We start from the raw sequence: 22,839 nt of genomic DNA, 5'->3' as shown, positions 1-22,839 counted from the left end.
CCGCCCTAGAATTCCTCTATTCATATAGATGACTAGAGCAATGCGTGAATCATGCGTTGCTCACGTCACCCGGAGGAGACTGCATGTTCGGCTGGTTCAAAGAGATTTCGAAAGGGGAAAAGCGCACGTTCTGGGCCTGCTTTGGCGGCTGGGCGCTCGACGCGCTGGACGTGCAGATGTTCAGCCTCGTCATCCCGACCATCATCGCGGCCTGGCACATCGGCAAGGCCGAGGCGGGGCTGGTGTCGGGCGTCACGCTGGTGGCGTCGGCGCTGGGCGGCTGGATTGCCGGCGCATTGACCGACCGCTTCGGCCGCGTGCGCACGCTGCAGATCACGGTACTGTGGTTCTCGCTGGCCACATTCGCGTCAGCCTTCGCGCAGAACTTCGAGCAGTTCCTCGTGCTGAAGGCCATCCAGGGCTTCGGCTTTGGCGGTGAATGGGCGGCGGGCGCCGTGCTGATGGCCGAGAGCATCCGCGCCAGCCATCGCGGCAAGGCCATGGGCACCGTGCAGAGCGCCTGGGCCGTGGGCTGGGGCGCCGCGGTGCTGCTGTATGCGCTCACGTATTCCTTCATTGAACCCGATCTTGCCTGGCGCGTGATGTTCGCTGCGGGGTTGCTGCCGGCGCTGCTCATCATCTACATCCGCCGTGGCGTGAAGGAACCGGTGCCGGCCGCCAAGCCGGACGCGGACGCCAACGCGATGCCGATCTCGCGCTTTCCGCTGCTCGACATCTTCCGCCCGCAGGTGCTGCGCATGACGCTGATCGGCGGCCTGTTGGGGGTAGGCGCGCACGGCGGTTACTACGCACTGATGACGTGGCTGCCGACGTATCTCAAGACAGAGCGGCACCTGTCGGTGCTCGGCACGGGCGGCTACCTGGCGGTGATCATCTTTGCTTTCTGGTGCGGCTGCGTGGCCAGCGCATGGCTGCTGGACGTGCTCGGCCGTCGCGGCAACATCCTGCTGTTCTCGTGCTGCTGCGTGGTCACCGTGCTGGTGTATCTGCTGGTGCCGCTGTCGGATGGCGCGATGCTGGTGCTGGGCTTTCCGCTAGGCTTCTTTGCGGCGGGCATTCCGGCCAGCATGGGCGCGTTGTTCAACGAGCTGTATCCGCAGGGGGTACGCGGCACGGGCGTCGGCTTTTGCTACAACTTCGGCCGCGTGGTATCTGCCGCGTTCCCGGTGCTGGTGGGCAAGATGAGCGCATCCATGTCGCTGGGCACGGCCATCGGCATCGACGCGGCCATCGCGTATTCGATCGTCGCAGTGGCTGTGCTGATGCTGCCCGAGACGAAGGGCCGTGACCTCGCTGCCGTCACGGTCTGAACTGCACCACAACATCATGACGACGCACCTGATCCGTCGCCGCCAGGAGACCCGATGCCCACCCGCCGCGCCTTCAACACCGGACTGCTTGCCATGCTAGGTTCCACCGCCCTTGCCGGCTGCTCCGCCACCGGCAGCAGCGACGTTTCGCGGGGGGGCCCCGCGCGCATCACGGCCATCGACACGCACGCACATGTGTTCGAACGCGGGCTGCAACTGGCCGATGCGCGCCGCTATGCGCCCACGTATGACGCCCCCCTGCCGGCCTATCTGGCGCAGCTCGACGCGCACGGCGTGTCGCACGGTGTGCTGGTGCAGCCGAGCTTCCTGGGCGTCGACAACAGCTACCTGCTGGCTGCACTCAAACAGGCGCCGCAACGCTTGCGCGGTGTGGCCGTGATCGACCCGGCAGCGCCCGAGACCCTGCTCACGCAGATGAACGCCGAGGGCATCGTCGGCATCCGTCTGAACCTGATCGGCGCGGCAGACCCGCAGTTGAAATCGCCCGTCTGGCAGGCCGCGCTGGCACGCCTGCATGCGCTCGGCTGGCACGTGGAACTGCACGTCGAGGCACGCCGCCTGCCTGCACTGCTGCAGCCGCTGCTGGAAGCACAGGTGAGCGTGGTGGTCGATCACTTCGGCCGCCCCGATCCTGCACTCGGCGTGGACGACCCGGGCTTTGCCGCATTGCTCGCCGCCGGCCGCTCGCGGCGCGTGTGGGTGAAGATTTCCGGTGCCTACCGGAACGGCGCAAACGGACGCGGTGAAGCCATTGCCCTGGCCGCCGTGCCGCGCCTGAAAGATGCGCTTGGCCTGGACCGCCTCGTCTGGGGCAGCGACTGGCCGCACACGCAGTTCGAATCGCAGATCGACTACGACAAGATGTGGGCCTTCGCCGGCGTGCTGCTGCCCAGCGCAGCAGACCGCAAGCAGGTGCTGGTCGACACGCCTGCGCAGCTGTTCCGCTTCGGCTGAACGCGCAACAGCTGCAGCGCCCCCCGCGCGATACCCCGTTTCGCGAATCACGAATTTCGCCGCGCGGGCCGCGCTCCTACACTGGCCGCTCCTCATCCTCTGCCGCCGTAAGGAGCAGCCATGCAGCAGCATCGACTCGTCGACCAGCAATTCGGCCAGGTCGCTCAGGCCTACCTGACCAGCGCCGTGCATGCGCGGGGCGACGATCTCGACGCGCTGGCCGCGCTGGCGCAATCTGCGCCGCACGCCAAGGTGCTCGATCTGGGCTGCGGCGGCGGGCACGTGAGCTTTGCCATGGCGCCGCACGTGGCGGTCATGGTGGCGTATGACCTGTCCGAAGACATGCTGAGCGTGGTGGCCGCCGAAGCCGCGCGCCGTGGGCTTGCGCAATTGCACACGCAGGCGGGCCGCGCCGAGCGCCTGCCCTTTGACGATGCTGCGTTCGACATCGTTGCCACGCGCTTTTCCGCTCACCACTGGTACGACGTGCGCAAAGGCCTGGCAGAAGCGCGCCGTGTACTGAAACCGGGCGGCAAGCTCGTCATCGTGGATATCGTCGCGCCGGAAGTGCCGCTGCTCGACACGCTGCTGCAGACCGCCGAGGTGCTGCGCGATGCGTCGCACGTACGCGACTACCGTGTGTCCGAATGGCAAGCCATGCTGGCCGAGGCCGGTTTCCAGTCCGACACGCCCCGCACCTGGAAGCTGACGATGGCCTTTGACAGCTGGATCGCCCGCATCCGCACCCCGCAGGTGCGGGCGGATGCCATCCGCGACCTGTTCGACCGCGCCGCCGACGAAGCGCGCACGTACTTTGCCGTGGCGCCCGACCATTCGTTTGCGATCGACGCGATGCTGATCGAGGCCACCTGAGCCACCTGAGCCACCTGAGCGGCGTAAGCGACCCGGGAGCCCTCATCCCCCCTCGTCCTTTTTGTCACACCCGTTAGAGGGGGACCGCGATGCGGCGCGGTTTTCGGGGTTTCGTTTAATCCAGAATAAAAAAAATGTGACAACGGAACACGTGTACGAACGCGGCGTTGTCGGTAGCCTTCCGGGTTACCGTCGGCTCCGGTCGGCATTGGCGCGCGGCCACTGCGCCAACTCCCCGATTCCATGTACGCCCTGTTCCCCGCCTTCGTCTCGTCGCTCTTCCTGTTCTACGGCGTCTACGTCGTGACCACGCGCGGCCGCACGCGAGCGAGCCTGGCGTTTCTCGGCATGACAACGCTCACATGCCTGTGGCAGGGCATCTGGGCGTTCCTCTTCCAAACGCACGACGTCGGCACGGCCCAGGTGCTTGCCAAGCTGGGCTGGATCGCCATCCTGATCATGCCGACCATGCTGTATCACTTTGCGGTGGAGGTGGCCGAAGCCCCGGGCGAGCGGCACTGGCTCCTGGCCGCCTATGCACTGGACGCCGCGCTGATCGGCTTGCTGCTGACCACCAACCTCGTCATCGATGGCGTGCATCAGTTCCACTTCGGTTTCTATCCAAAGGCTGGCGCGCTGGAGGCCGTGCATATCGCCCAGACGGCGGCGCTGGTCACGCGCGGCATGTGGGTGCTCTACCGCGAGCAGCGGCATGCCACCGCAGAAAAGCGCAAACGGTTGCTGACGTGCCTGATCGGTGTGGGGCTGATTTCTCTGGCGGCGGCCGACTACGCGGTCAACTACGGCATTGCGTTCTACCCGCCGGGCGTGCTCCCGCTGGCCGTTGCGCTGGGCATCATCGCCGTGGGTGTGGTCAAGTTCGACCTGATGCGCCCTTACGCGCTGGCCGCCACCGTTGCGCACGAGGTCCGCACGCCGCTGACCACCATCCGTTTGCAAGCCGCCGAAATTGCCCGCGCCTGGCCTGATGTGTACCGCGGCTATCTGCTTGCCATCGACAACGGCCTGTGCCAGCCGCCGCAGCATCCGGCCATGCTGGATCGCCTGTCCAAGCTGGCGGGTGCCATCACGTCGGAAGTCGCGTCCGCGCACAGCGTGATTGAAATGGCATTGGCCTCCGTCACGCTGGAGCGTCTCGACCGCCGCACGTTCGCGGCCCACTCGCTGCGCGAATGCGTGGAGACCGCCGTGGCGCAGTATCCGTTCCAGGCGGGTGAGCGCGAACGCGTGCACGTGCAGGCGTTCAACGCCGACTGGCGGTTCGTTGGCTCCGACACGCTGCTCGTGTATGTGCTGTTCAACCTGCTGAAGAACGCCCTGCATGCCATCCAGATCGCGCGCAAGGGGCACATCGAAATCTCCGCCCGCCAGGATGGCGACAGCTACGTGCTCGTGGTGCGCGACAGCGCCACCGGCATTCCGCCCAGCGTGCAGCGCCGCATCTTTGACCCGTTCTTCTCCACCAAGCATGTCGGCAAGGGCTCGGGCGTGGGGCTGACGTTCTGCCGCCGCGTCATGCAGGCATTCGGGGGGCGCATCCAATGTGAATCCGTGGTTGGGGAATACACGCTGTTCTCCATGCGGTTTCCCCAACCGCCTGCTATCTGACGTTTACACCTTTAGAACGTCAGGACGCGTGTGCCAGCTCCGGCAGCGTGTCCAGTTCGTACGCCTTCACACGCACGCGCACGTGCTCCGGCAACCGCTGAATGACGCGCTCGGCGTTGGCGCACACCACCTGCTGATACCCCAGCGACACCAGCCGCCCGCCTGAAACGAACCGGAACACCATGTAGAACGAGCACGGCTGCACCCGGAAGGTGTTCAGATGGCATTCCACGCGCTGAAACGGGAATGTCTCTTCAACGAATTCCTGATGCGCCAGCTTGGTCACGAAGATCACACGTCCGCTCATGAGCAGCTCAGCGTCAATGCATTCGTGGAACCAGCGCTCGCGCACCACGCCCTGCCACTCGAAATACCGGGCGAAATACGTGTTGGCGTAGGCGTTGGAATCCTTCAAATAGACATCGAAGGCGTACTGGAAGGTCTGCTGCGCAGAAATGGCTTTGGGCAGCTCGGCATTGCGCAGATAGTGGTCGACGACTGTGGCAATGGATTGGCCTGTCGGCATCGCATACTCCAAGAATGGAATTGGCTGCTGGCGGCAGCCGCGCATGCGCGGTGGACCCGCGCATGTGTCCATTCTTCCGATGCACTTGCCATTGCGTAACAAGGCAATGGCGTAGCCCTACGAACGGGCGGTCTACTCCCCGCCCACGACGCTGCGCAGACCCGGCGGACTCTGTTGAAAGCGGAACGTATTGCGTCCGCTGCGCTTGGCATCGTAGAGCGCCGCGTCGGCCCACTCGAACACCACGTCCAGGCGTTCGTCGCCCGGTGTGAGTGTGACAGCGCCAGCTGACAACGTGACGTACGGTGCGGCGACGGACGCCGCGTGCGGTTCGGCACGTTCGGCCACCAAGGCCACGGCGCGGGCCACGGCCTGGCGGGCGTCATCGCGGTTCAGATCGAACAGCATGGCGACGAATTCTTCGCCACCCACGCGGGCAATGAAGTCGTCGGGGTGACGGCATGCCGTGGCCAGCGTGTCGGCCACCATGCGCAGGCATTCGTCGCCTCGCAGATGTCCGTAGGTATCGTTGTATTGCTTGAAGCAGTCGATATCGAACAGCGCCAGCGTGACGGGTCGATTGTCGCGCCGGGCATGGTCGAACAGGCGAGGGGCCTGCGTTTCAAAGAAGCGGCGGTTGAACAGGTGTGTGAGCGCGTCGCGATTGACGTCATCCTCGAGCACAGTCAGCAAGGCCTGCGTGCGCTGCAGCTCGCTGCGCAGGGCATTCTGGGCGCTGGCCATGCCGGCGCGCTGCAACTGCTCGACCGTCACGTCGCGCAACAGCAGGAAGACGCCGGCGTGCCTGCCGCGCGCGTCGCTCAGGCCTTCAAGCGTGACTTCCAGCGTGCGCCCCGTCTCGGGCAGCCAGACCTGATGGCGGTTGGGCAGGCAAGTCCGCTCGAATTCGCGCAGGATGCCGGCCACGTCCAGCACGGCGGGCGGCATTGCATGCACCCGGGCAGTCGGCAACAGGTAACGCGCGGCGGCGTTGATGCTCGCGATGGAGCCATCGCGGGCCAGCACGATGCAACCGTCACGCATGGCTTCGATGATCTTGCCGCGTGCATACGCGGCGGTATCCCGCAGGCGTGGCCGCAGGACGATCCACCCGAGCAATGCGGTGCTGACGGCAAAGGTGGCGGGGGTCAGGTCACCGCCCAACGCCGTCGTCCAGCGTTGCAGATAGGCGAGATGCGCGACCAGCGGCAGCAGTTGCCCGATGACGAGCGCCAGCCGCACCTGCGTGCGCGATGAAACGTAAAGGTCCGAGGCGCCTTCGTCGATGGGCAGCACCAACAGCACAAGACTGATGGCCAGCAGCACGTAGTTGTAGGCGGTGCCGAGCCAGAACATGCGCCCGTGGTCGAACACCGCACGCTTTGCACCATCAAGGACGACGAAGCGCGAATCCAGCCATACCAGGTGGTGCAACTCATTGGTGGCGACCAGCCCGATGAAGGCGACGGCCACCAGCAGCGTCAGCACCCAGCCCGCACGCACCAGCGGCAATGCGTTCAGCTCGGGCCGGATGAGGCCAACGACCATGCGCAGCCACGCGGCCGGCACCATCATGATCCCGAGGTACGCGACCTTGGCCCAGCCCACGCGCGCGGGCATGTCGAAGGTAACCACCTCCATGAGGCGCGCGCCGCTCCACAGCGCGGTGCCGAGCGCGAGCAGCATGAAGGCGGAAACCTCCGCGTCGTCCCGGCGCGGCCATGACAAGCCGATCAGCGCGATGGAGACAAGCGCAGCGCAAGCCAGTGCGGCGATCAGCATGATGGGCACGCCGGGCGCGCAGGGCGATGCCGGCGAATGGCGACGCCAGCCGGTTGGTCCACGTGTATTCCCCGTTGGTTTGTTGTTCTTGCAGTGTATCGGGCGCGGTTGTCGGGTGAATGACCGCGTGTTGCGCCCCGATTAGCCGCCGATTCTATCGGCAGGAAATGTAAAAACTGAAGGCCCGTGCGGCTTTGCGGCGCCCGGCTGCGCCGTTGCGTGCCGGCATGCGTATATCGATCTGCCAATGAATTCGTTTGCGCAGCGCAACAATCCCCCTACGCTTGACCCCCTAAAAATCATCTGGGGGTTGTCATGCAAGCAAGCGTTTCGCGCGCATTCTCGTTGTCGGGTCTGGCGCCGGCATTGGCAAAATCGTCGCGCCAGGCGGTGGGGGTGGTCATCGGGGCCGCGCTCGCAGTGGCGGTGCTGCACGCGCCGCAAGCCCACGCCGACAAGCTGGACGACATCAAGAAGGCGGGCGTGCTGCGCGTGGGCGTGTTCGACGCCAATCCGCCATTCGGATACGCGGATGCCAAGACGGGTCAACCCGTTGGGTTGGACGTGGACTACGCGCAGGAAATTGCCAACAAGCTGGGCGTCAAGCTGGAGTTGCGCGCCACCAACCCGGCCAACCGCGTGCCTCTGCTCACGTCCGGCAAGGTCGATATCGTGGCCGCCAACTTCACCATTACCGACGAGCGCAAAAAGCAGATTGAATTCAGCACGCCGTACTTCGCCAGCGGCCTGCAGTTCATCGCCAAAAAGGGTGTGCTCAAGCAGCCGGACGATCTGAAGAAAGACGGCATCCGCCTGGGCGTGGACAAGGGCACCACGCAGGAAACCACGCTGCGCGAAGGCTATCCCAACGCCCGCGTGATTGCCTATGACGATTCGCCGCTCGCGCTCACCGCACTGCGCACCGGTGCCATCCAGGCATTTGCACAGGATGGCGCCAAGCTGGGCGCGCTGCTGGCCACGTTGCCCAACCGCAGCGAACTGGAGATCTCGCCATTCGTGCTGACGCGCGAGTACATGGGCATCGGTGTACCGAAGGGTGAAACCAAGCTGACGGCCACCATCGACCAGATCCTGCAAGGTCTCGAGAAGGACGGTACCGCCGGCCGCATCTATGACCGCTGGTTCGGCCCGAAGAGCGCAGCCCCGCTGCCGCGCGACTTCATCATCGGCAGCACCAAGTGAGCTTGAGCCTGCCGGCCCTCCTCCAGCCCCTGCCGCCGCGCTATCTCGGCTGGATGCTGGAGGGCTTCGGGATGACGCTGCTGGTGTCAGCGGCTGCCATCGCGGGCGGGCTGGCGGTTGGCCTGTTGCTCACGGCGCTGCGCGCAAGTTCACTGGCGTGGCTGCAGTCGCCGGCACGCGCGCTGGTGGCTTTTCTGCGCAAGACGCCGTTGCTGGTGCAACTGTTCTTCTGGTATTTCGGCGCGGCGCAATTGCTGGGCGAAGAGGTGGTGGGTGCCATCACCGGCTGGAACGGCATCGCCGTGGGCGCCTGGCGGTTGCCTGCGCCATCGTTCGAATTTCTGGCGGCCGCGTTCGGCATCGCGCTGTATGCCGGTGCGTTCTTCTCGGAAGAGCTGCGCGCCGGCATTCGGGCCGTGCCGCGCGGGCAGCGTGAGGCCGCGCTATCGCTGGGTTTCACGCCGCGTGCCGCCTTCCTGCGCGTAGTGCTGCCGCAGGCGCTGCGTGTGTCGGCGCTGCCGCTGCTGGGGCAATGCGCCAACACCATCAAGAACACCTCGCTCGCCATGGGTATCGGACTGGCCGAACTTGCGTATAGCGCGCGGCAGGTGGAGACCGACACGCTGCTCGCCTTCCAGGCCTTTGCCGTGGCAACCGTGCTGTATGCCGGAGTGATTCTGTTGCTGCAATGGGTGGCGCCCCGCGTGCTGCGGCGGCTTGGCTGGACATCGGCATCGACGCTGCCGGACGGAGCCCCCGCGTGACGATGGAAGCTGTACTCCTGCACCTGCGTTACCTGCTGATCGGACCGTATCCGAATGGTCCGCTGGCTGGGGCGGCGCTCACGTTGTGGATGGCGCTGTGGGCTTGCGTGATGGCCACGGCAGCGGGCGTCGGTTGTGCGCTGTTGCTGGACAGGCTCGACGCCACGCCGGGCTTGCGCCGGTTGGCGCGTCTGCTGCGCGGGCTGCTGGCCACGCTGCGGGCCATCCCGGTACTCATGCTGATGTTCTGGGCGTACTTTCTGATCCCCATGGCCCTGGGCGTGTCGGTGCCGGAAACCGCCACGGTGGTCGCCGCGCTTGCCGCCGTGGGCGCGGCCTATATCACCCAAAGCATGGAAGCCGGCTTGCGTGCCGTCGGTGCCGGGCAGCGCAATGCGGCACTGGCGCTGGGCATGTCGCCCCCACAGGCGCTGCTGACCGTGGTGCTGCCGCAGGCGTGGCGCATCATGCTGCCGTCACTCGCCAACCAATGGGTATCGACGGTCAAGGACACATCGCTGGCGTATATCGTGGGCGTGGTGGAACTGTCCACCGCCGCCAGCCAGGTCAACAGCCGCACGGTGGCCTACCCGGCCGAGGTGTTCGGCGCGGTGGCCGTGCTGTATTTCCTGCTGTGCACCGGCATCGAGGCCTTGCCCAATTGGTTGCGTACAGGCCCCCGCACGCCTGCGGCGCAACCGGCCCCCATGTCGACCTGGCAACGCTTTTTGCGCTGGCGCGAACGCCCTGTTTCTGATGCCGTGACTTAGGTCACATCGCTATCGTGGGTTCACAAAACGTCGGTATCATCGACAACATGACCGATACCCGCGCCACTACCCATCTCTATCCCGCGCACGACCTGGCGATCTGCACCGACGCCAACACTGCCGTCGAGCGCATCACCGCCATCTACGAGCGCTCCGCGCAGGCAATCCGCGATCGCTTCCACGCCTTTGCGCGCGGCGAGGACTGCAGCGAAGACCTCGCCGCCTGCTATCCGTACCTCGGCATCACCGTCGACCCGAAAACGCTGGTGAGCGACGCGCGGCCGGCGTGGGGCACAGTGGCGTATCCGGGCGTGTACGGTACGACGCTTACGCGCCCGGACCTCTTCCGTGACTACTACCGCGTGCAGATCGAACGCCTCCTGCACTATCACAACAGCCCCGTCGTGGTGGGCGTGAGCAACCGGCCGATTCCGCTGCCGTTCGTGGTGGAAGCGTCCACTGTGGACATCACGCCCGAACAGGCGCGCGCGCTGGGCGGTGCGTTTACGCTGCCCGACCTTGCGCAGATCGACGATTCCATTGCCAACGGCACATACCGCCCGGTTGGTGATGAACCGCAGCCCCTGTCGATGTTCACGGCCGAGCGCGTCGACCTGGCCCTGCAGCGCCTGTACCACTACACCGCCACGCACCCGAAGCACTTCCAGCGCTTCGTGCTGTTCACCAACTACCAGCGCTACGTCGATGAGTTTGCCGCCCTCGGCCGCAAGCTCATGGAAGACGGCAACGACGAGGGCTACATCCGCTTTGTCGAACCCGGCGACACCGAGCACGACCTCGGCATGCCTGCGCCGGACGACTCCCACCGCATCAAGGGCCTCCCCCAGATGCCCGCCTACCACCTGGTGCGCGAAGACCGCCTGGGCGTGACGCTGGTGAACATCGGCGTGGGCCCGTCCAACGCGAAGACCATCACCGATCACCTGGCCGTGCTGCGACCGCACTGCTGGATGATGATCGGCCACTGCGGCGGCCTGCGGCGTTCACAGCAGCTGGGCGACTACGTGCTCGCCCACGCCTATGTGCGCGACGACCACGTGCTCGACCAGGACCTGCCGCCGTGGGTGCCCGTGCCGCCCATCGCCGAGATCCAGGTGGCGCTGCAGGAGGCCGTGGCGCGCATCACGGGGCTCTCGGGCGCCGACATGAAGTCGCGCATGCGCACCGGCACGGTGGTCTCCACCGACGACCGCAACTGGGAGCTGAAGTACCAGGCGCTGTACAGCCGCTTCAACCAGTCGCGCGCGATTGCCATCGACATGGAAAGCGCGACGATTGCCGCCAACGGCTTCCGCCTGCGCGTGCCCTACGGCACCCTGCTGTGCGTGTCCGACAAGCCGCTGCATGGCGAACTGAAGCTGCGCGGCATGGCCAACCTGTTCTACCGCCAGCGTGTCAGCCAGCATTTGGACATCGGCATGGAGGCCGTGCGCCTGTTGCGCGAAAGCGGGGTTGAAGCGCTCCACTCGCGCAAGCTGCGCAGCTTTGACGAGCCCGCGTTCCGGTAGCGCGGGTCAGTGCGGCTGAGTGCGGGCGCTGCCTCCGGCAGTGCTTCGGCCTGCTGACGCACGCGCTCTGAGCCGCCACTGCGTTCAAGCCGCGCGAAACAACCCATGCAGGCCGAGCGGCGCCACGCCGTTCAGGCTTGCCGTGGCGACAGGCCCAGCGGAAACATTCCGTGCATCGAACGCCGTCAGCCTCGTACAGCCGGCATCCACATCGAATACCGTTCCGATCAGCCAACCCTCGCCTTCACGGGCGCTGGCCGATGCCGGCACGAACACGTGTTCTTCCACCAGCGTGCAGTGCCCGAAGCGGTATTGCTCGGCCTGCCCTGACTCCGTATCGACGCGCATGACGGTGTCGAAGCTGTGCAACGCCTGTGGGCCGCCATCCGACGATGGCGCCGTGTGGGCCACCATGAACAATGCGCGATGTCGCTGCGCGGTGCGCCGCGTGTCGATCTTCGGGAATTCGGCCACGTGCGCGGTGCTGAACTGCTCAGCCCGACCCGTTCGCAAGTTGAGTTGCACCTGCGTGTAGCGCGCACCGGGCGATGGACGAATCTGCCCGCGCATCAATTCACGCAGCGACGTGGTGACGACCGAGGCGTCGTCCGAGCGGATGTAATCGAGGTGGATCTCCTGCCCATCCGGCGAAGACCACGCATTGCCGAGGTGGAAGACGAAGCCTGCCGGCAACTCCAGCCAGCGCATGCGCGTGACGTCGTCTTTGTCGAGCACCAGCACGCGCATGCCCAGCTGCGGCCGCCAAACATGGGAATCGAGAAACGACATGCCGGCGTGCGACCGCTCCACGTCGTACACGAACGGCGGCAGCAGAAACACCAGGTGGCGCTGCGTCACGGCAAAGTCGTGCACCATCGCCATGTTCGGAACCTTGATGGACTCCACGCGCTTGAGTGCGCCGTCTGCACCCACGCAGTACACGGTCAGCAGACCGGCCGCGCTGCTCACGCCAAAATTCCACAGCGTGCCGTCCGGCTCGACCTTGGGATGGGCGGAAAACGGCATACCCTTGTAGTCGTCGCGCCAGGTCTGCACGCCCAGCGTGCGCAGCGAATCCGGATCGACACGCGTGGCCGAGCCGCCTTCCCACAGCGCGAGCATCTCGTCGCCGTGCATCACCAGGCTCGTGTTGGCAACGTTGATGCTGTCCGGCGAGGTTGCCGGCTCCATGTCCGGGCTGGCGGTGCCGAACGTCGCGCGCAACGGCCGGCCGGCGGTGGTGTCGGCGACGAACTTGTCGGTGCGCACGAACACGCCGCGGTGCGTCACGCCCTGCTCGCTGATGTCGTAGCGCTGGATCAGGCCGTCGCCATCAAAGAGATGGTGATAACGCACGCCGCCGATCTCGTGCCGTGCCGGGCCATTTCGGTAGAACGCACCGCGCAACGCAGGCGGGAAGACGCCGTCCACCTTCGCCGCGCGGGTCGGCATGTCGGCGCCGACACCCTGGTAACCGGCAAGCCATGGAGTTTGCGCGCGAGCTGCTGCAAACCCGGCAGCCCACGGGTCGGGGGTGGCGGCCATCACGTCGGTCAAGGTCAAACCAAAGGGTGCGGCGCCCAAGGCCGCAAGAAAGGATCGGCGTTGCATGACGGGCCCTCGCTCAGCATCAGTGCAGGTAGATCGTCACGCGCTGGTCGCCCTGCACGTCGATGGCGGCGTCGTCAAATGCGGGCGGACCGAAGCGGCCACGTGCATCGCGGCTGAAACCGTAGGGCTCGATGGGAATGCCGGCCGGGTTGGTGCCAAGTTTGCCGTCGTTATTCGCGTCATGAAAGACCGACAACGCGTAGCGCCCCGCCGGCAGATCTGGATACACGAAGGTGACGTTGCTGCCCGATACGCTATCGAGCGCGGCAATGTCAGCGCGGACGGCCGAATCGGCCTTCAGCCAGCCCGCGGCGTCGCGGAACATCGCGGCGCGTACCGCGCCTTGGCGCCCTTGTGCGCCCTCCACCACCACGGTCAGGGTCGCGGCGGAAGCGCTCGCCGCGAGCGTCGTCACGAGCAGGGGCACCGCAATGCGCGGTAGAGAAAACAGGGCAGTCATGAACCTCTCCTGAATGGCCGGCGCTACGTCGATAGGCCGGCGGTCAGGAGTCAATTTAGGCGGAGGCCCTGCCACGGGCAGCCCGCATGCGACGAAGTGCGGATGCGTGGGCGCAAACGGTGGCTTCGGGGCGATGAACGCATTGCAAGGCCTCGGGATCGGGCTGCATGCACCAATGAAAACGCCCGCCGGAGTGGGCGGGCGCTTATGACGTTGGAGGCTAGTGCGGCAAGCTGGACAAACGGTGCTCGGCTAGCAGCACGCTGGCGCTCAACGCAAGCTGGGGCGAGATGAAACCTTCTGGCATCTCGATGTCTTCCCAGTCGCGCACGATATGACCAGCGCGGCAAATCTGGAAACGGGCCGTCCAGCGATGATCGTCGCGTTGCAGCGGATCGACGAAGATGACATGCGCGCCATGTGTCACTTCCTGAATCGGCATTGTGGTTCCCCGTAGTTGATCGTTGGAAGACCACCTTAGCAAAGGCCCGTGACACAAATCTGTCCGCCGCTCACCTACAAATGGGGGAGGGCGCACCTCAACCGACCAGCGGATCAGGCCGCGCCGACGAACGCGTTCCTGGCAGGGGATGGTTATTCGGGCCGTAATACGTAAACACTGCAGAGAATTTGACCGCGCCCGTTTGGTTGGCACGTGCGGCGTGGAAGGTGTTGCAGTGGAACAGCAGTACATCACCGGGCAGCAGCGGCACGGGACGCGCGGTGTCGATCAGCGCCCGGTTCTCCGGCAATTCCTGGCGCAGGAACAGCTTGGCGTCGAACCGGTCGGCGGGCAGGTCAAGGTTGTGGCTGCCCGGAATGACCCACAGACAACCGTTGTCGACCGTCTCCTCCACCAGGGCCAGCCATGACGACACGAGTTCGTTCCGTGCGAACGACCAATAACGGCTGTCGCGGTGCCAATGTGTGGCGGTGCCAAACGCCGGGTGTTTGGTCATCACGCAATTGTGGTGCGCGAGCGAAAGGTGGACGGGGCCACCGATCAGTTGCGCGATCGCGGCGGCCACGCGCGGGTCGCGTGCCCACTCCGTATAAGGCGTGCCGCGCGAATCGGCGTCGAGCAGGCGGCGCACCGTCTGGCCGCCCTCGGCCTCGCGCGAGAGGGGTGCGCCGGCATAGCCGACGTCAGTCTCCAGCTCCACAGGTGCCGCCGGGCGGCCCAGCCCGTCCTGCGCGGCTGCAAGCAACGCGGCGCTCACTTGCTGGCTGGCGAAGCCGCGCAACACGACGTAGCCGTGCTCTTTGAAAAAGGCTTGCTGATCGTCGGAAAGCGGGTGTACCTGGGCGGCGGTGGGGGCAGACGCAGACATGTCGAAAAGAGCGTACGAAGACGGCGAAAGACAACGAGTGTAACGCGCCGCCGTATGCGTTGCAGGCCCCACACGCAACCGGCCTGCGCAGGATCAAACGCGGTATGTGCCGTCCTGCCCGAGCCTTACCAAAACGCCTGCTGGCCGGACAATCGGAAATACTTCGCGATCACCATCAAACCGAGCAGGCGCTCCTGGTCACGGTTCAGGAACTGCGCCACCCACCGATTGGCGTTACGGACGATGGCGAGCGCATCGCCCGGGTATTTCCGGTAATGGTCCATTTTCTCCTGGAGGTCGGAATAATCATCCTTCAGCAGAACATAATGGACTTCCGGGATCAGCCTCCCCTCCATGAACCACGTCTCATATCGGGGCCGCCGCATGAAGCAAAGCGAATTGGACGCCATGATCCATTTCAAATTCGTTGCAACGTCGTTCCCCTCGACGCTGACAATGAATTGATATCGCAATTGCTCCGCAATCGTCATGGGCGATTTGTAAGTCGCCTTCCCAATCTCCGATTTCCGAGTATCGCCGATATTGACGTTTGGAAGGTCGTGGCATCGCTCAACAAACGCTTTGCGATGCTCCTGATGGCAAGGACCGCGGAAAACCGCCATGGGCTTCTTGTCGTGGAAGGCGATCGTGTCGCGTGCCAGCGAAAAATGCCGGATGGCGTCGAGCTTCAGCAGAATCCCGTTATGGGGGCTAGTCTTGATCGGCCGGCTCTTTACGAACGCCGGGTGGTTCGGCTCAGCGGTCACGTCCCCGCAGTCGTAGTCAAAGCTGTAGCCCGGGCCAAAATAATCCATCAGATCAACGAGATCATAGAAATAGGTGCTCCCTATTTCACAATTTTTGTTGACAATGGTGCTGGTGGAGGATTTCAACAAGAACTTTGAATACTCCACGGCATTCTTGCTGGGGTCGAATGTTTCAGAAACGGAGTTGTAATAACTCAATCGATCAAAGACGTCCTGCATACGCCGCTGATCGCTTTTCTTTTTCAGAATCGCTTCAGCTCTTCCATTTTTTGTAGCACGGGCGAGAAAATGGCTGGAGGCATTCGAAAAGTAATACCAGAATTTTCTTGCAGAGACCCTGCTCAAACGGTACGTGAGATGACGCATGAACCAAAAGATGCCGCAAAAATAAACTTCGGGGCGCTGCTTTTCGGGTGAAAAATTTGAAGCCCCAACGTGCAGATGAAGTGGCGCATAAACCACTCAAAATTTGCCGCCGATGCAGCCGATCGCGCTCCCCCCTTAAGACAGCACGTCGGCCCTGTCGGTGCATCGCATCCGCGGCGGACCTCACTGTACCGTAAGAATCCTGCGGCTCAGCCCTGCCCGAGACGATTCCTGACGCCGAGCCCTCGGCTTGCGTACGGTGCGCATTGGCCGCCGCATGGCCGTTGTCGTGACGTCACACTTTTCTGTCATCCGAGGCTGGCGAGCCATCGGTACTGCGGCCACTGCATGGAACGCGGGCACGCGTGCGCCCGCGCGCGTTCTTGTTACTGAATCTCCAGGGCCGTCACGGTCAGTGCGCCATTCACTTTCTCCGCAACAAACCGAACTTTGCTGCCAACCTGCACTTTGCCAAGCATGGCCGGATCCTGGACGCGAAAGACCATCGTCATCGGCTCCATGCCAAGGTTGTTGAGGGGACCATGCTTGATGGTCAGCTTGCCCGCAGCGGTGTCGATCTTCTTGATCTCGCCATCTGACATGGGGGCGGCAGCGGTGGCCGCAGACGCAAAGGCAGCGTCTTCCGCTGCGTGGACGAACGGCGCGCCGGCCAGCAGCGCGGTCAGCATCAGGGCGTGACGAAACATGTTGGGCTCCTTGTCGAACGAGATGGTTGGGGAGGGGTCAGGACTTGTTGCCGCGCACTTGCACGGCGCCGCGCATGCCGGCCTCGAAATGCCCCGGCTGCAGACACGCAAACTCCACCGGGCCGGTGCGCGAGAAGTGCCAGACGATCTCGCCGCGCTGGCCCGGGTCAACGGTGACGGCGTTGGCGTCGGCGTGCTCCATCTCGGGGTGCTTGCGCATCTGCTCGGCGTGGGCAACGAGATCGGCCGGCGTGCCCAGCGTCATCTCATGCCGCACCTGCCCGCTGTTGATGACTTCGAAGCGGATGGTCTCGCCGCGCTGAACGGTGATCTGCGCGGGGGTGAAGCGCATGGTGTCGGTCATGTCGACGTGCACCGTGCGCGTGATGCGGGTCGCGTCGCCGGGTTCACCGATGGCGGCATCGCTGTGGTCATGCCCGCCGGCGTGATTGCCGGAGGCGTTGACGATGGCGGCCATGGACATCAGCGCGGCCAGGAAGGTGGAACGGATCAGATTGCGTTGCATGTTCGGTCTCGGTTTCGTATTGGATGTGGATTGAGGCATCGCTCAGTCGTCGATGCCGGTGCCGGTGTATTCGTAGGCGACGGTGCCCTTGGGGTGCTTGTACCAACCGGGGTCCGCATAACTGTTGCGCGGCAGATCTCGGCGCACCTTCATCACCGTGAACATGCCGCCCATTTCAATGGCGCCGAACGGGCCCTGCCCCGTCATCATGGGCAGCGTGTTGTTGGGCAGAGGCATTTCCATCTCGCCCATGTCGGCCATGCCGGCCTGGCCCATGCCCATGTAGTCGGGCACCAGCGCGTTCATTTTCTTGGCGAGGTCTTTCTGCTGCACGCCGATCATGGTCGGCACGTTGTGCCCCATCGCGTTCATCGTGTGGTGCGACTTGTGGCAGTGGAAGGCCCAATCGCCGGGGTTGTCTGCGATGAACTCGATGGCGCGCATCTGGCCCACGGCAATGTCCGTCGTCACCTCCGGCCAGCGCGCGCTGGGCTGAACCCAGCCGCCGTCTGTGCCGGCCACTTCGAAGGTGTGGCCATGCAGGTGCATCGGGTGGTTCGTCATCGTGAGGTTGCCCATGCGGATGCGCACGCGGTCGCCCAGACGCACCGGCAATGGGTCGATGCCGGGAAAGACGCGGCTGTTCCACGTCCACATGTTGAAGTCGGTCATCTGCGCCACGCGCGGCGTGTAGGAGCCGGGGTCGATGTCGTACGCGGCAAGCAGGAAGACAAAATCGCGGTCGACACGGTGCTGCGCCAGGTCTTTCGGATGCACGACGATCAAGCCCATCATGCCCATCGCCATTTGCACCATCTCGTCGGAATGCGGGTGGTACATGAAGGTGCCGGACTTCTTCATCTCGAACCCGTAGACGAAGGTCTTGCCCGGTGGAATGTGCGGCTGCGAAAGGCCACCCACACCGTCCATGCCGGCGGGCAGGATCATGCCGTGCCAGTGCACCGTGGTGTGCTCGGGTAGCTTGTTGGTGACAAAGATGCGCACGCGATCGCCTTCCACGCATTCGATCGTCGGGCCGGGGCTCTGGCCGTTGTAGCCCCAGAGGTGGCCCGTCATGCCGGGCGCGAATTCGCGCTCGACCGGTTCGGCCACGAGGTGGAACTCCTTCCAGCCACCGCGCATGCGCCATGGCAGCGTCCAACCGTTGAGGGTCACGACGGGGTTGTAGGGCCGGCCGTTGGGCGGCGCAAGGGGCGGTTGCGTGGCGGGCTTCGTTTGCAGCGGTGCTTCGGGCAGCGAGGCCGCGCCAGCGCGCGAGACCATCGCTGCGCCCAGCATGGCCGCGCCCGTGCCGCCGAGAAATTGACGTCGGGAAACCATGTTCAATGTCCTTGAGGAGGGTTCGGCGCTGTGGTGGCCGCATTCGCTTCAGCCGTCGGCAGCTTGCCGCCCAGCGCCATCTGCAGGTCGGTCTGTGTAATCCAGTAATCGCGCAGCGCGTCGATGTAGCCGTTCACGGCATTCACCTGCTCGCGCGCATCGGCCAGCAGTTCGAACACACTCACGAGCATGCCGTTGTAGCGCAGCAGCATCTCGTCGGAGATGCGCTTGCGCACGGGTACGACCTCGTCGCGGTAGTGGCGCGTGAGGTCGTATGCGGTCTGGTAGCGCACGTACGATTCGCGCACTTCGGAACGCGCACGCACAGCCGTGTCGGCAAGCTGATCGGCGGCCTGCATGTAGATCGACTGCGCACGTGCCACGCGGGCGCCGCCCCAGTCGAACAGCGGGATCTCGATGCTGATCTCGTAACCCGTTTCGCGTGGTTCGTTGGATTTGCTGTTGCGCACGTAGCCGAGGTCGAGCACGTTGATGAAGCGCGTAGCCTGCGTGAGCCCCAGCGACGATGCCAACCCCTCGACCTGCAACTTGCCGGCCTGGATATCGAGCCGGTTGCGCAGCGCATAGGCCTCGATCTGCTGCAGTTCAGGGCGATCCTTCGGCAGGTCGGGCAGCCGTTCCGGCAGCTTGAAGTCGGTATCTGCGCCCCATACACCCAGCAGGCGGATCAACGCTTCGCGCTCGGCCTGCGCCTGCTGGCGCGCGCGCGCCAAGGTGGCGGTGGCCTCTGCATAGAAAGCGTGCTCACGCGCGCGATCCAGCTTGCTGAAGTTGCCCGCAGACGCCAGGCGCTTGGCGAACTCGGCCCCGGCTTCGGCGGCTTGCTGAACCTGCTCGGCATAGCGCGCAGATTGCTCCGCAGCGACGGCATTGACGTATGCGCGGCGTGTCTCTGCGGCCACCTGCAGCATCCGGTTGGCGACCAGCAACTTGGTCTGCTCGAAGTAACGGCCTTCGATGCGCGTGGCCATCGGCAACGTCAGCAGGTTCAGGAACGACAGCGAGAACGTGCGCTCGATCGACAAGTCGCCGCCGCGGCGCGTGCGCTTGAAACTGAAACCGGGATTCGGCAAGCGGCTGGCCTGCACGAGCGCGGCTTCGGACAAGCCCAGCTCCGCATACGAAGCCTGCAGACCACGGTTGTTCAGCAGTGCGATCTGCACGGCAGTGTCCATCGTCAGGGGCTGGGCGAGCAGCTCGCGCGTGCGTTGCGCGGCGCTGTCGCGTGCTTCCGGTGAACGCTGCCACGTGGCGTCTTTCCCGAGCCTTTCGCGCGCCACATCGGCAACGGTCTTGAAGCCGCTGTCTTGCGTGATGGTGGCGCAGCCGCCCAGCAGCAGCGTGGCGGCCAGCGCCCACAGGACAAGGCGGCATGTGGATGGTTTGAGCACGGTGCCTCCTAGTGGTGATGCATGCCGGGCATGGACTCGCCGGCAGGCTTGTTGGAGGAAGCGGCCGGCGCGCTCGCGGGCAGGCTGTGTCCTGCGTGGCTGCCATGCGCCGCGCCGCCGGGCTGGGGCCTCACGGCCGCGTTGGTCTCGCGCCAGGGTGCGGGTCCGGTATCGCGATACGCGTGATAACTGTCGAATGTGCGCGGCGCGGCTATGTCCGGCACAGCGGCGTCCGCGTTCAGTGGATCAGTTGGGGAAGCTGTCGGCGCAGACGCCCCGCCCTGCGCCAAAACCCATGGCGGCGCCAACGCCAGCAGCGCGGCGGCCACGAACCTTCGTGTGAAAAGCATGAGAAACCTCGATCAGGCGTGATGACATACGGCCGCGTGCCGTGCACGAAGCCGCAGAACCAGAGGCCAGCCCACTCTATGGACGGACTGGTGGCGTCAAACGCGAATCGAGGGTGGACGTTGAAGCGCTTCGGGAATGAAGCTGCGGAAGGAAACGGCGAGGCCACGCGGCGCAGCGGCCGGCAGCTTGATCAGCGGCACACCAAGACTGGCGGCCAGGGGGACGACCGAACCGAGCGAACACGTCGCGCAGATCGGGCAGGTCTTGCAGTGCGACTGTGCCGGCGCTTTCGACTCGGCGCCGGAAGTCATGGCGTCTTCGTGCTCATGGCAGGCACCGGAAATGACGGCACCGTCCTCCGGCGCGACCATGACAACCGCCGCATCGTCCATTGCACCGCCGCGCGCCATCATGGCCGTCGCGGCAAACCCTTGCAGGGGCAGTGCCAGGACGACCAGCCAGAGCAGGAGGCGGGTCAGCAAGCGGTGCATCGAAAACCGGATGGGCTGAAAATCGTTTGCGGCGGAAGGCGCTAGTGTAGCGCGATGCCATCAAATTTCACGCAATGCAGCACAACGTGCGCCGCGCACGGCACAATGGCTGGCAGTTGCGTACCCATTTCTGCGCGCCCTGCTTTCCCCATCATTTCTGCTTCAACGCCCCATGAATACGCAATCCCACCAGCTCAGCATGACCGTGCTGATGACGCCCGACATGGCCAATTTTTCCGGCAACGTGCACGGCGGCCACATCCTCAAGTTTCTCGATCAGGTTGCGTATGCATGCGCGAGCCGCTATGCCGGCCGCTATGTGGTCACGCTGTCGGTGGACCAGGTAGTGTTCCGCCAGCCGATTCACGTGGGTGAACTGGTGACGTTCCTGGCGTCGGTCAACTACACCGGCCGCACGTCGATGGAAATCGGCATCAAGGTGGTCACGGAGAACATCCGCAACCAGGTCGTGCGCCATACCAACAGCTGCTATTTCACGATGGTGGCTGTCGATGACGACGGCAAACCGGCCGACGTACCGCCGCTGATGCCCGCCAACGCAGAGGAAAAGGAACGCTTTGAAGCCGCGCAGCAGCGCCGCGCCCTGCGCCAGGAAATGGAAGCCCGGCACAAGGCCATCAAAGCAACGTACAGCCCGCCCGTCGCGAACAATTAAACGCACATTGAAATCGGCAGCGCGGCGACACCCCGCGTCGCGCCAGCCTGCCTACGCAGACGGCAAAGCACTGCGAACCGCGTGGTACCGCGGTCGCGCATTGTTATCCACAGGCTTACCCACTGTTTCTGTGGATAACGCATCGGCCCTGACGCAGCCTACAGCGGAGGAAGCCCGTGCAGAAATGCGAGCACGGCGTCGTTGAACAACGCGGGCTTCTGCAATGGGGCGAAATGGCTCACGCCCGGCAGCAATACGAACCGGGCATCTGGGATGGTCCGCGCCAGATAGTGGGCGTGTTCGGGGCGGATGAACTCGTCGTGTTCGCTGTGTGCGATCGTCACGGGCACGCGCGTCGCCGCCAGCTCCGCGGCCGTTGCGTTCGGCTGCGTCTGCATCATTTCGGTGACGGCCGCGACGAATGCATCGAAATCGTCGGGCGTGGATGAGAGCGCGGTGTAATCCTTTCGGTGGCGCGCAAAACAGCGATCGATGACGGGCGTCGGTTCAAAAGGCTTGGCGCCACTTGGGTCCATGTTGCAGCCAAAGAAGAACACGCCCATAACGCGTTCCGGTGTCTGCATGGCCAGGGTGAGCGCAACGCAAGCACCATCGCTCCAGCCGATGAACGGCGCGCAGTCGATGCGCAGCATATTCATGACGGCGCGCACGTCAGACGCCATGCGTGTGTAGGCATAAGGTTGCGCATCGCGTGTGCTGCGGCCGTGTCCGCGGCTGTCGATGACGATGGGCCGATAGCCGGCAGTCATGAGTGCCGGCACCTGATACCCCCAGTTGCCGCTGTGGCCCAGCCCGCCATGCATCAGGATGACCGGCCTGCCGGTGCCGAAGGTCGCATACCAGATGCGGGCGCCATCGTGCTCGACATACCCTTGCGCAGCGGGGGCCGGCAGCGGTTTAGCCCCGTGGGCTGCAAACTCCGTCAGATCGTCGTCGAAGGCATCCATGTCGATCAGGTCTCAGTTGGCATAGCAAAGCGCCGCTAGCGTGCCTCTTCGATCTCGATACCGAGTTCGTTGAGCACCTCACGCGCCGAACGAAACGCCTCAATGGCAGCCGGTGCGCCGGCATAGATGGCGCTATGCAGCAGCACTTCGCGGATCTCCACCGCCGTTGCGCCGTTGTTGAGGGCGCCCCGCACATGGCCCTTCAGTTCAGTGCTGCGGCCCAGCGCGGCCAGCATCGCGCAGGTGCAGAGGCTGCGCGTCTTGAGGTCGATGCCCTCACGCTGCCACGTGCTGCCCCAGGCGTGCTCGTTCAGCCAGTCTTGCAGCGGCGCCGAGAAGGCATCCAGCCCGCTCATCGCCCGTTCCACGAATGCGTCGCCCATCACCTGCGCCCGGCGTGCGCGTCCGGCCTGCTTGTCTTGCTCCGACACGATGCCCTCCTCCGTTCTG

24 protein-coding genes are annotated in these 22,839 nt (G+C 64.7%); 9 read left to right on the top strand and 15 right to left on the bottom strand.

Annotation, left to right across the window (positions count from 1 at the left end):
• Positions 1–83 precede the first annotated feature (83 nt).
• From N5B55_RS17750 to N5B55_RS17735, 4 genes are all read left to right on the top strand, one after another.
• A complete protein-coding gene (locus tag N5B55_RS17750) occupies positions 84–1,331 on the top strand; it encodes an MFS transporter (RefSeq protein WP_009240351.1) in 1,248 nt (415 codons plus the stop codon).
• 54 nt (positions 1,332–1,385) lie between these two features.
• Positions 1,386–2,306, top strand: a complete 921-nt coding sequence (locus N5B55_RS17745) for an amidohydrolase family protein (protein WP_304540766.1) — start codon at positions 1,386–1,388, stop codon at positions 2,304–2,306.
• Positions 2,307–2,426: 120 nt separating this feature from the next.
• Entirely contained in the window at positions 2,427–3,179 is a 753-nt protein-coding gene (locus N5B55_RS17740) for a class I SAM-dependent methyltransferase (RefSeq protein WP_304540764.1), read from the top strand.
• 243 nt (positions 3,180–3,422) lie between these two features.
• Positions 3,423–4,808 carry a sensor histidine kinase gene (locus tag N5B55_RS17735; protein WP_304540762.1) on the top strand — a complete coding sequence of 462 codons (1,386 nt, stop codon included), beginning with the start codon at positions 3,423–3,425 and terminating at the stop codon, positions 4,806–4,808.
• A gap of 19 nt (positions 4,809–4,827) precedes the next feature.
• On the opposite strand, the gene N5B55_RS17730 is transcribed toward N5B55_RS17735, so the two are convergent.
• Complete coding sequence (locus N5B55_RS17730) at positions 4,828–5,334, bottom strand: acyl-CoA thioesterase (RefSeq protein ID WP_065853968.1); 507 nt, start codon at positions 5,332–5,334, stop codon at positions 4,828–4,830.
• Positions 5,335–5,466: 132 nt separating this feature from the next.
• Entirely contained in the window at positions 5,467–7,116 is a 1,650-nt protein-coding gene (locus N5B55_RS17725; RefSeq protein WP_304540760.1) for a diguanylate cyclase domain-containing protein, read from the bottom strand.
• Between the two features lie 315 nt (positions 7,117–7,431).
• Between N5B55_RS17725 and N5B55_RS17720 the strand changes: the two genes are divergently transcribed.
• Genes N5B55_RS17720 through N5B55_RS17705 form a run of 4 tightly spaced genes read left to right on the top strand, consistent with a single transcriptional unit; the run spans position 7,432 to position 11,382 of the window.
• Complete coding sequence (locus N5B55_RS17720; protein ID WP_304540758.1) at positions 7,432–8,319, top strand: ABC transporter substrate-binding protein; 888 nt, start codon at positions 7,432–7,434, stop codon at positions 8,317–8,319.
• 53 nt (positions 8,320–8,372) lie between these two features.
• On the top strand, positions 8,373–9,083 hold the full coding sequence (locus N5B55_RS17715) for an amino acid ABC transporter permease (protein ID WP_304541851.1): 711 nt from the start codon (positions 8,373–8,375) through the stop codon (positions 9,081–9,083).
• 2 nt (positions 9,084–9,085) lie between these two features.
• The gene (locus tag N5B55_RS17710; protein WP_304541848.1) at positions 9,086–9,853 is read left to right on the top strand and encodes an amino acid ABC transporter permease; all 768 of its coding nucleotides are present in this window, start codon (positions 9,086–9,088) and stop codon (positions 9,851–9,853) included.
• A 47-nt stretch (positions 9,854–9,900) separates the two neighbouring features.
• A complete protein-coding gene (locus tag N5B55_RS17705) occupies positions 9,901–11,382 on the top strand; it encodes an AMP nucleosidase (RefSeq protein ID WP_116576679.1) in 1,482 nt (493 codons plus the stop codon).
• An 84-nt stretch (positions 11,383–11,466) separates the two neighbouring features.
• On the opposite strand, the gene N5B55_RS17700 is transcribed toward N5B55_RS17705, so the two are convergent.
• The 11 genes from N5B55_RS17700 to N5B55_RS17650 all read right to left on the bottom strand — a co-directional run bounded on the left by N5B55_RS17700 (position 11,467) and on the right by N5B55_RS17650 (position 20,745).
• Positions 11,467–12,993 (bottom strand): carotenoid oxygenase family protein, encoded by a 1,527-nt coding sequence (locus N5B55_RS17700; RefSeq protein ID WP_304540756.1) that lies wholly within the window; start codon positions 12,991–12,993, stop codon positions 11,467–11,469.
• A gap of 19 nt (positions 12,994–13,012) precedes the next feature.
• Positions 13,013–13,453 carry a DUF2141 domain-containing protein gene (locus N5B55_RS17695; RefSeq protein WP_304540754.1) on the bottom strand — a complete coding sequence of 147 codons (441 nt, stop codon included), beginning with the start codon at positions 13,451–13,453 and terminating at the stop codon, positions 13,013–13,015.
• Between the two features lie 220 nt (positions 13,454–13,673).
• A complete protein-coding gene (locus N5B55_RS17690) occupies positions 13,674–13,895 on the bottom strand; it encodes a hypothetical protein (protein WP_065853955.1) in 222 nt (73 codons plus the stop codon).
• A 97-nt stretch (positions 13,896–13,992) separates the two neighbouring features.
• Positions 13,993–14,784 carry a phytanoyl-CoA dioxygenase family protein gene (locus N5B55_RS17685; protein WP_304540749.1) on the bottom strand — a complete coding sequence of 264 codons (792 nt, stop codon included), beginning with the start codon at positions 14,782–14,784 and terminating at the stop codon, positions 13,993–13,995.
• Between the two features lie 125 nt (positions 14,785–14,909).
• A complete protein-coding gene (locus tag N5B55_RS17680; protein WP_304540747.1) occupies positions 14,910–16,013 on the bottom strand; it encodes a glycosyl transferase family 90 in 1,104 nt (367 codons plus the stop codon).
• 290 nt (positions 16,014–16,303) lie between these two features.
• The gene (locus N5B55_RS17675; RefSeq protein ID WP_304540745.1) at positions 16,304–16,624 is read right to left on the bottom strand and encodes a copper-binding protein; all 321 of its coding nucleotides are present in this window, start codon (positions 16,622–16,624) and stop codon (positions 16,304–16,306) included.
• A gap of 37 nt (positions 16,625–16,661) precedes the next feature.
• Positions 16,662–17,150, bottom strand: a complete 489-nt coding sequence (locus N5B55_RS17670) for a cupredoxin domain-containing protein (protein WP_304540743.1) — start codon at positions 17,148–17,150, stop codon at positions 16,662–16,664.
• Positions 17,151–17,192: 42 nt separating this feature from the next.
• Positions 17,193–18,491, bottom strand: coding sequence for a copper oxidase (locus N5B55_RS17665; protein WP_304540742.1), 1,299 nt, complete (start codon positions 18,489–18,491; stop codon positions 17,193–17,195).
• Between the two features lie 2 nt (positions 18,492–18,493).
• Entirely contained in the window at positions 18,494–19,903 is a 1,410-nt protein-coding gene (locus N5B55_RS17660; protein WP_304540740.1) for a TolC family protein, read from the bottom strand.
• A gap of 8 nt (positions 19,904–19,911) precedes the next feature.
• On the bottom strand, positions 19,912–20,253 hold the full coding sequence (locus tag N5B55_RS17655; RefSeq protein WP_304540737.1) for a hypothetical protein: 342 nt from the start codon (positions 20,251–20,253) through the stop codon (positions 19,912–19,914).
• Between the two features lie 96 nt (positions 20,254–20,349).
• Positions 20,350–20,745 carry a DUF2946 family protein gene (locus N5B55_RS17650; protein ID WP_304540736.1) on the bottom strand — a complete coding sequence of 132 codons (396 nt, stop codon included), beginning with the start codon at positions 20,743–20,745 and terminating at the stop codon, positions 20,350–20,352.
• Positions 20,746–20,917: 172 nt separating this feature from the next.
• On the opposite strand from N5B55_RS17650, the gene N5B55_RS17645 reads away from it, so the two are divergent.
• Positions 20,918–21,421 carry an acyl-CoA thioesterase gene (locus N5B55_RS17645; protein WP_178961610.1) on the top strand — a complete coding sequence of 168 codons (504 nt, stop codon included), beginning with the start codon at positions 20,918–20,920 and terminating at the stop codon, positions 21,419–21,421.
• Between the two features lie 158 nt (positions 21,422–21,579).
• Here N5B55_RS17645 and N5B55_RS17640 read toward each other — a convergent pair whose 3' ends face one another.
• Positions 21,580–22,389 carry an alpha/beta fold hydrolase gene (locus N5B55_RS17640; protein ID WP_304540733.1) on the bottom strand — a complete coding sequence of 270 codons (810 nt, stop codon included), beginning with the start codon at positions 22,387–22,389 and terminating at the stop codon, positions 21,580–21,582.
• A 35-nt stretch (positions 22,390–22,424) separates the two neighbouring features.
• Complete coding sequence (locus N5B55_RS17635) at positions 22,425–22,820, bottom strand: carboxymuconolactone decarboxylase family protein (protein ID WP_009240327.1); 396 nt, start codon at positions 22,818–22,820, stop codon at positions 22,425–22,427.
• Positions 22,821–22,839 lie beyond the last annotated feature (19 nt).

Origin of the sequence: Ralstonia pickettii, from assembly GCF_030582395.1 — a bacterium.
Taxonomy (GTDB): domain Bacteria; phylum Pseudomonadota; class Gammaproteobacteria; order Burkholderiales; family Burkholderiaceae; genus Ralstonia; species Ralstonia pickettii_D.
Note: the sequence above shows the minus strand (reverse complement) of the source record. Positions and strands in the feature narration are given on the sequence as shown.

Bases quoted from the DNA above. Each gene is read 5' to 3' on its own strand.
- N5B55_RS17750 (WP_009240351.1), top strand. From the start codon at position 84: ATGTTCGGCTGGTTCAAAGAGATTTCGAAAGGGGAAAAGCGCACGTTC.
- N5B55_RS17745 (WP_304540766.1), top strand. From the start codon at position 1,386: ATGCCCACCCGCCGCGCCTTCAACACCGGACTGCTTGCCATGCTAGGT.
- N5B55_RS17740 (WP_304540764.1), top strand. From the start codon at position 2,427: ATGCAGCAGCATCGACTCGTCGACCAGCAATTCGGCCAGGTCGCTCAG.
- N5B55_RS17735 (WP_304540762.1), top strand. From the start codon at position 3,423: ATGTACGCCCTGTTCCCCGCCTTCGTCTCGTCGCTCTTCCTGTTCTAC.
- N5B55_RS17730 (WP_065853968.1), bottom strand. From the start codon at position 5,334: ATGCCGACAGGCCAATCCATTGCCACAGTCGTCGACCACTATCTGCGC.
- N5B55_RS17725 (WP_304540760.1), bottom strand. From the start codon at position 7,116: ATGCTGATCGCCGCACTGGCTTGCGCTGCGCTTGTCTCCATCGCGCTG.
- N5B55_RS17720 (WP_304540758.1), top strand. From the start codon at position 7,432: ATGCAAGCAAGCGTTTCGCGCGCATTCTCGTTGTCGGGTCTGGCGCCG.
- N5B55_RS17715 (WP_304541851.1), top strand. From the start codon at position 8,373: ATGCTGGAGGGCTTCGGGATGACGCTGCTGGTGTCAGCGGCTGCCATC.
- N5B55_RS17710 (WP_304541848.1), top strand. From the start codon at position 9,086: ATGGAAGCTGTACTCCTGCACCTGCGTTACCTGCTGATCGGACCGTAT.
- N5B55_RS17705 (WP_116576679.1), top strand. From the start codon at position 9,901: ATGACCGATACCCGCGCCACTACCCATCTCTATCCCGCGCACGACCTG.
- N5B55_RS17700 (WP_304540756.1), bottom strand. From the start codon at position 12,993: ATGCAACGCCGATCCTTTCTTGCGGCCTTGGGCGCCGCACCCTTTGGT.
- N5B55_RS17695 (WP_304540754.1), bottom strand. From the start codon at position 13,453: ATGACTGCCCTGTTTTCTCTACCGCGCATTGCGGTGCCCCTGCTCGTG.
- N5B55_RS17690 (WP_065853955.1), bottom strand. From the start codon at position 13,895: ATGCCGATTCAGGAAGTGACACATGGCGCGCATGTCATCTTCGTCGAT.
- N5B55_RS17685 (WP_304540749.1), bottom strand. From the start codon at position 14,784: ATGTCTGCGTCTGCCCCCACCGCCGCCCAGGTACACCCGCTTTCCGAC.
- N5B55_RS17675 (WP_304540745.1), bottom strand. From the start codon at position 16,624: ATGTTTCGTCACGCCCTGATGCTGACCGCGCTGCTGGCCGGCGCGCCG.
- N5B55_RS17670 (WP_304540743.1), bottom strand. From the start codon at position 17,150: ATGCAACGCAATCTGATCCGTTCCACCTTCCTGGCCGCGCTGATGTCC.
- N5B55_RS17665 (WP_304540742.1), bottom strand. From the start codon at position 18,491: ATGGTTTCCCGACGTCAATTTCTCGGCGGCACGGGCGCGGCCATGCTG.
- N5B55_RS17655 (WP_304540737.1), bottom strand. From the start codon at position 20,253: ATGCTTTTCACACGAAGGTTCGTGGCCGCCGCGCTGCTGGCGTTGGCG.
- N5B55_RS17650 (WP_304540736.1), bottom strand. From the start codon at position 20,745: ATGCACCGCTTGCTGACCCGCCTCCTGCTCTGGCTGGTCGTCCTGGCA.
- N5B55_RS17645 (WP_178961610.1), top strand. From the start codon at position 20,918: ATGAATACGCAATCCCACCAGCTCAGCATGACCGTGCTGATGACGCCC.
- N5B55_RS17640 (WP_304540733.1), bottom strand. From the start codon at position 22,389: ATGGATGCCTTCGACGACGATCTGACGGAGTTTGCAGCCCACGGGGCT.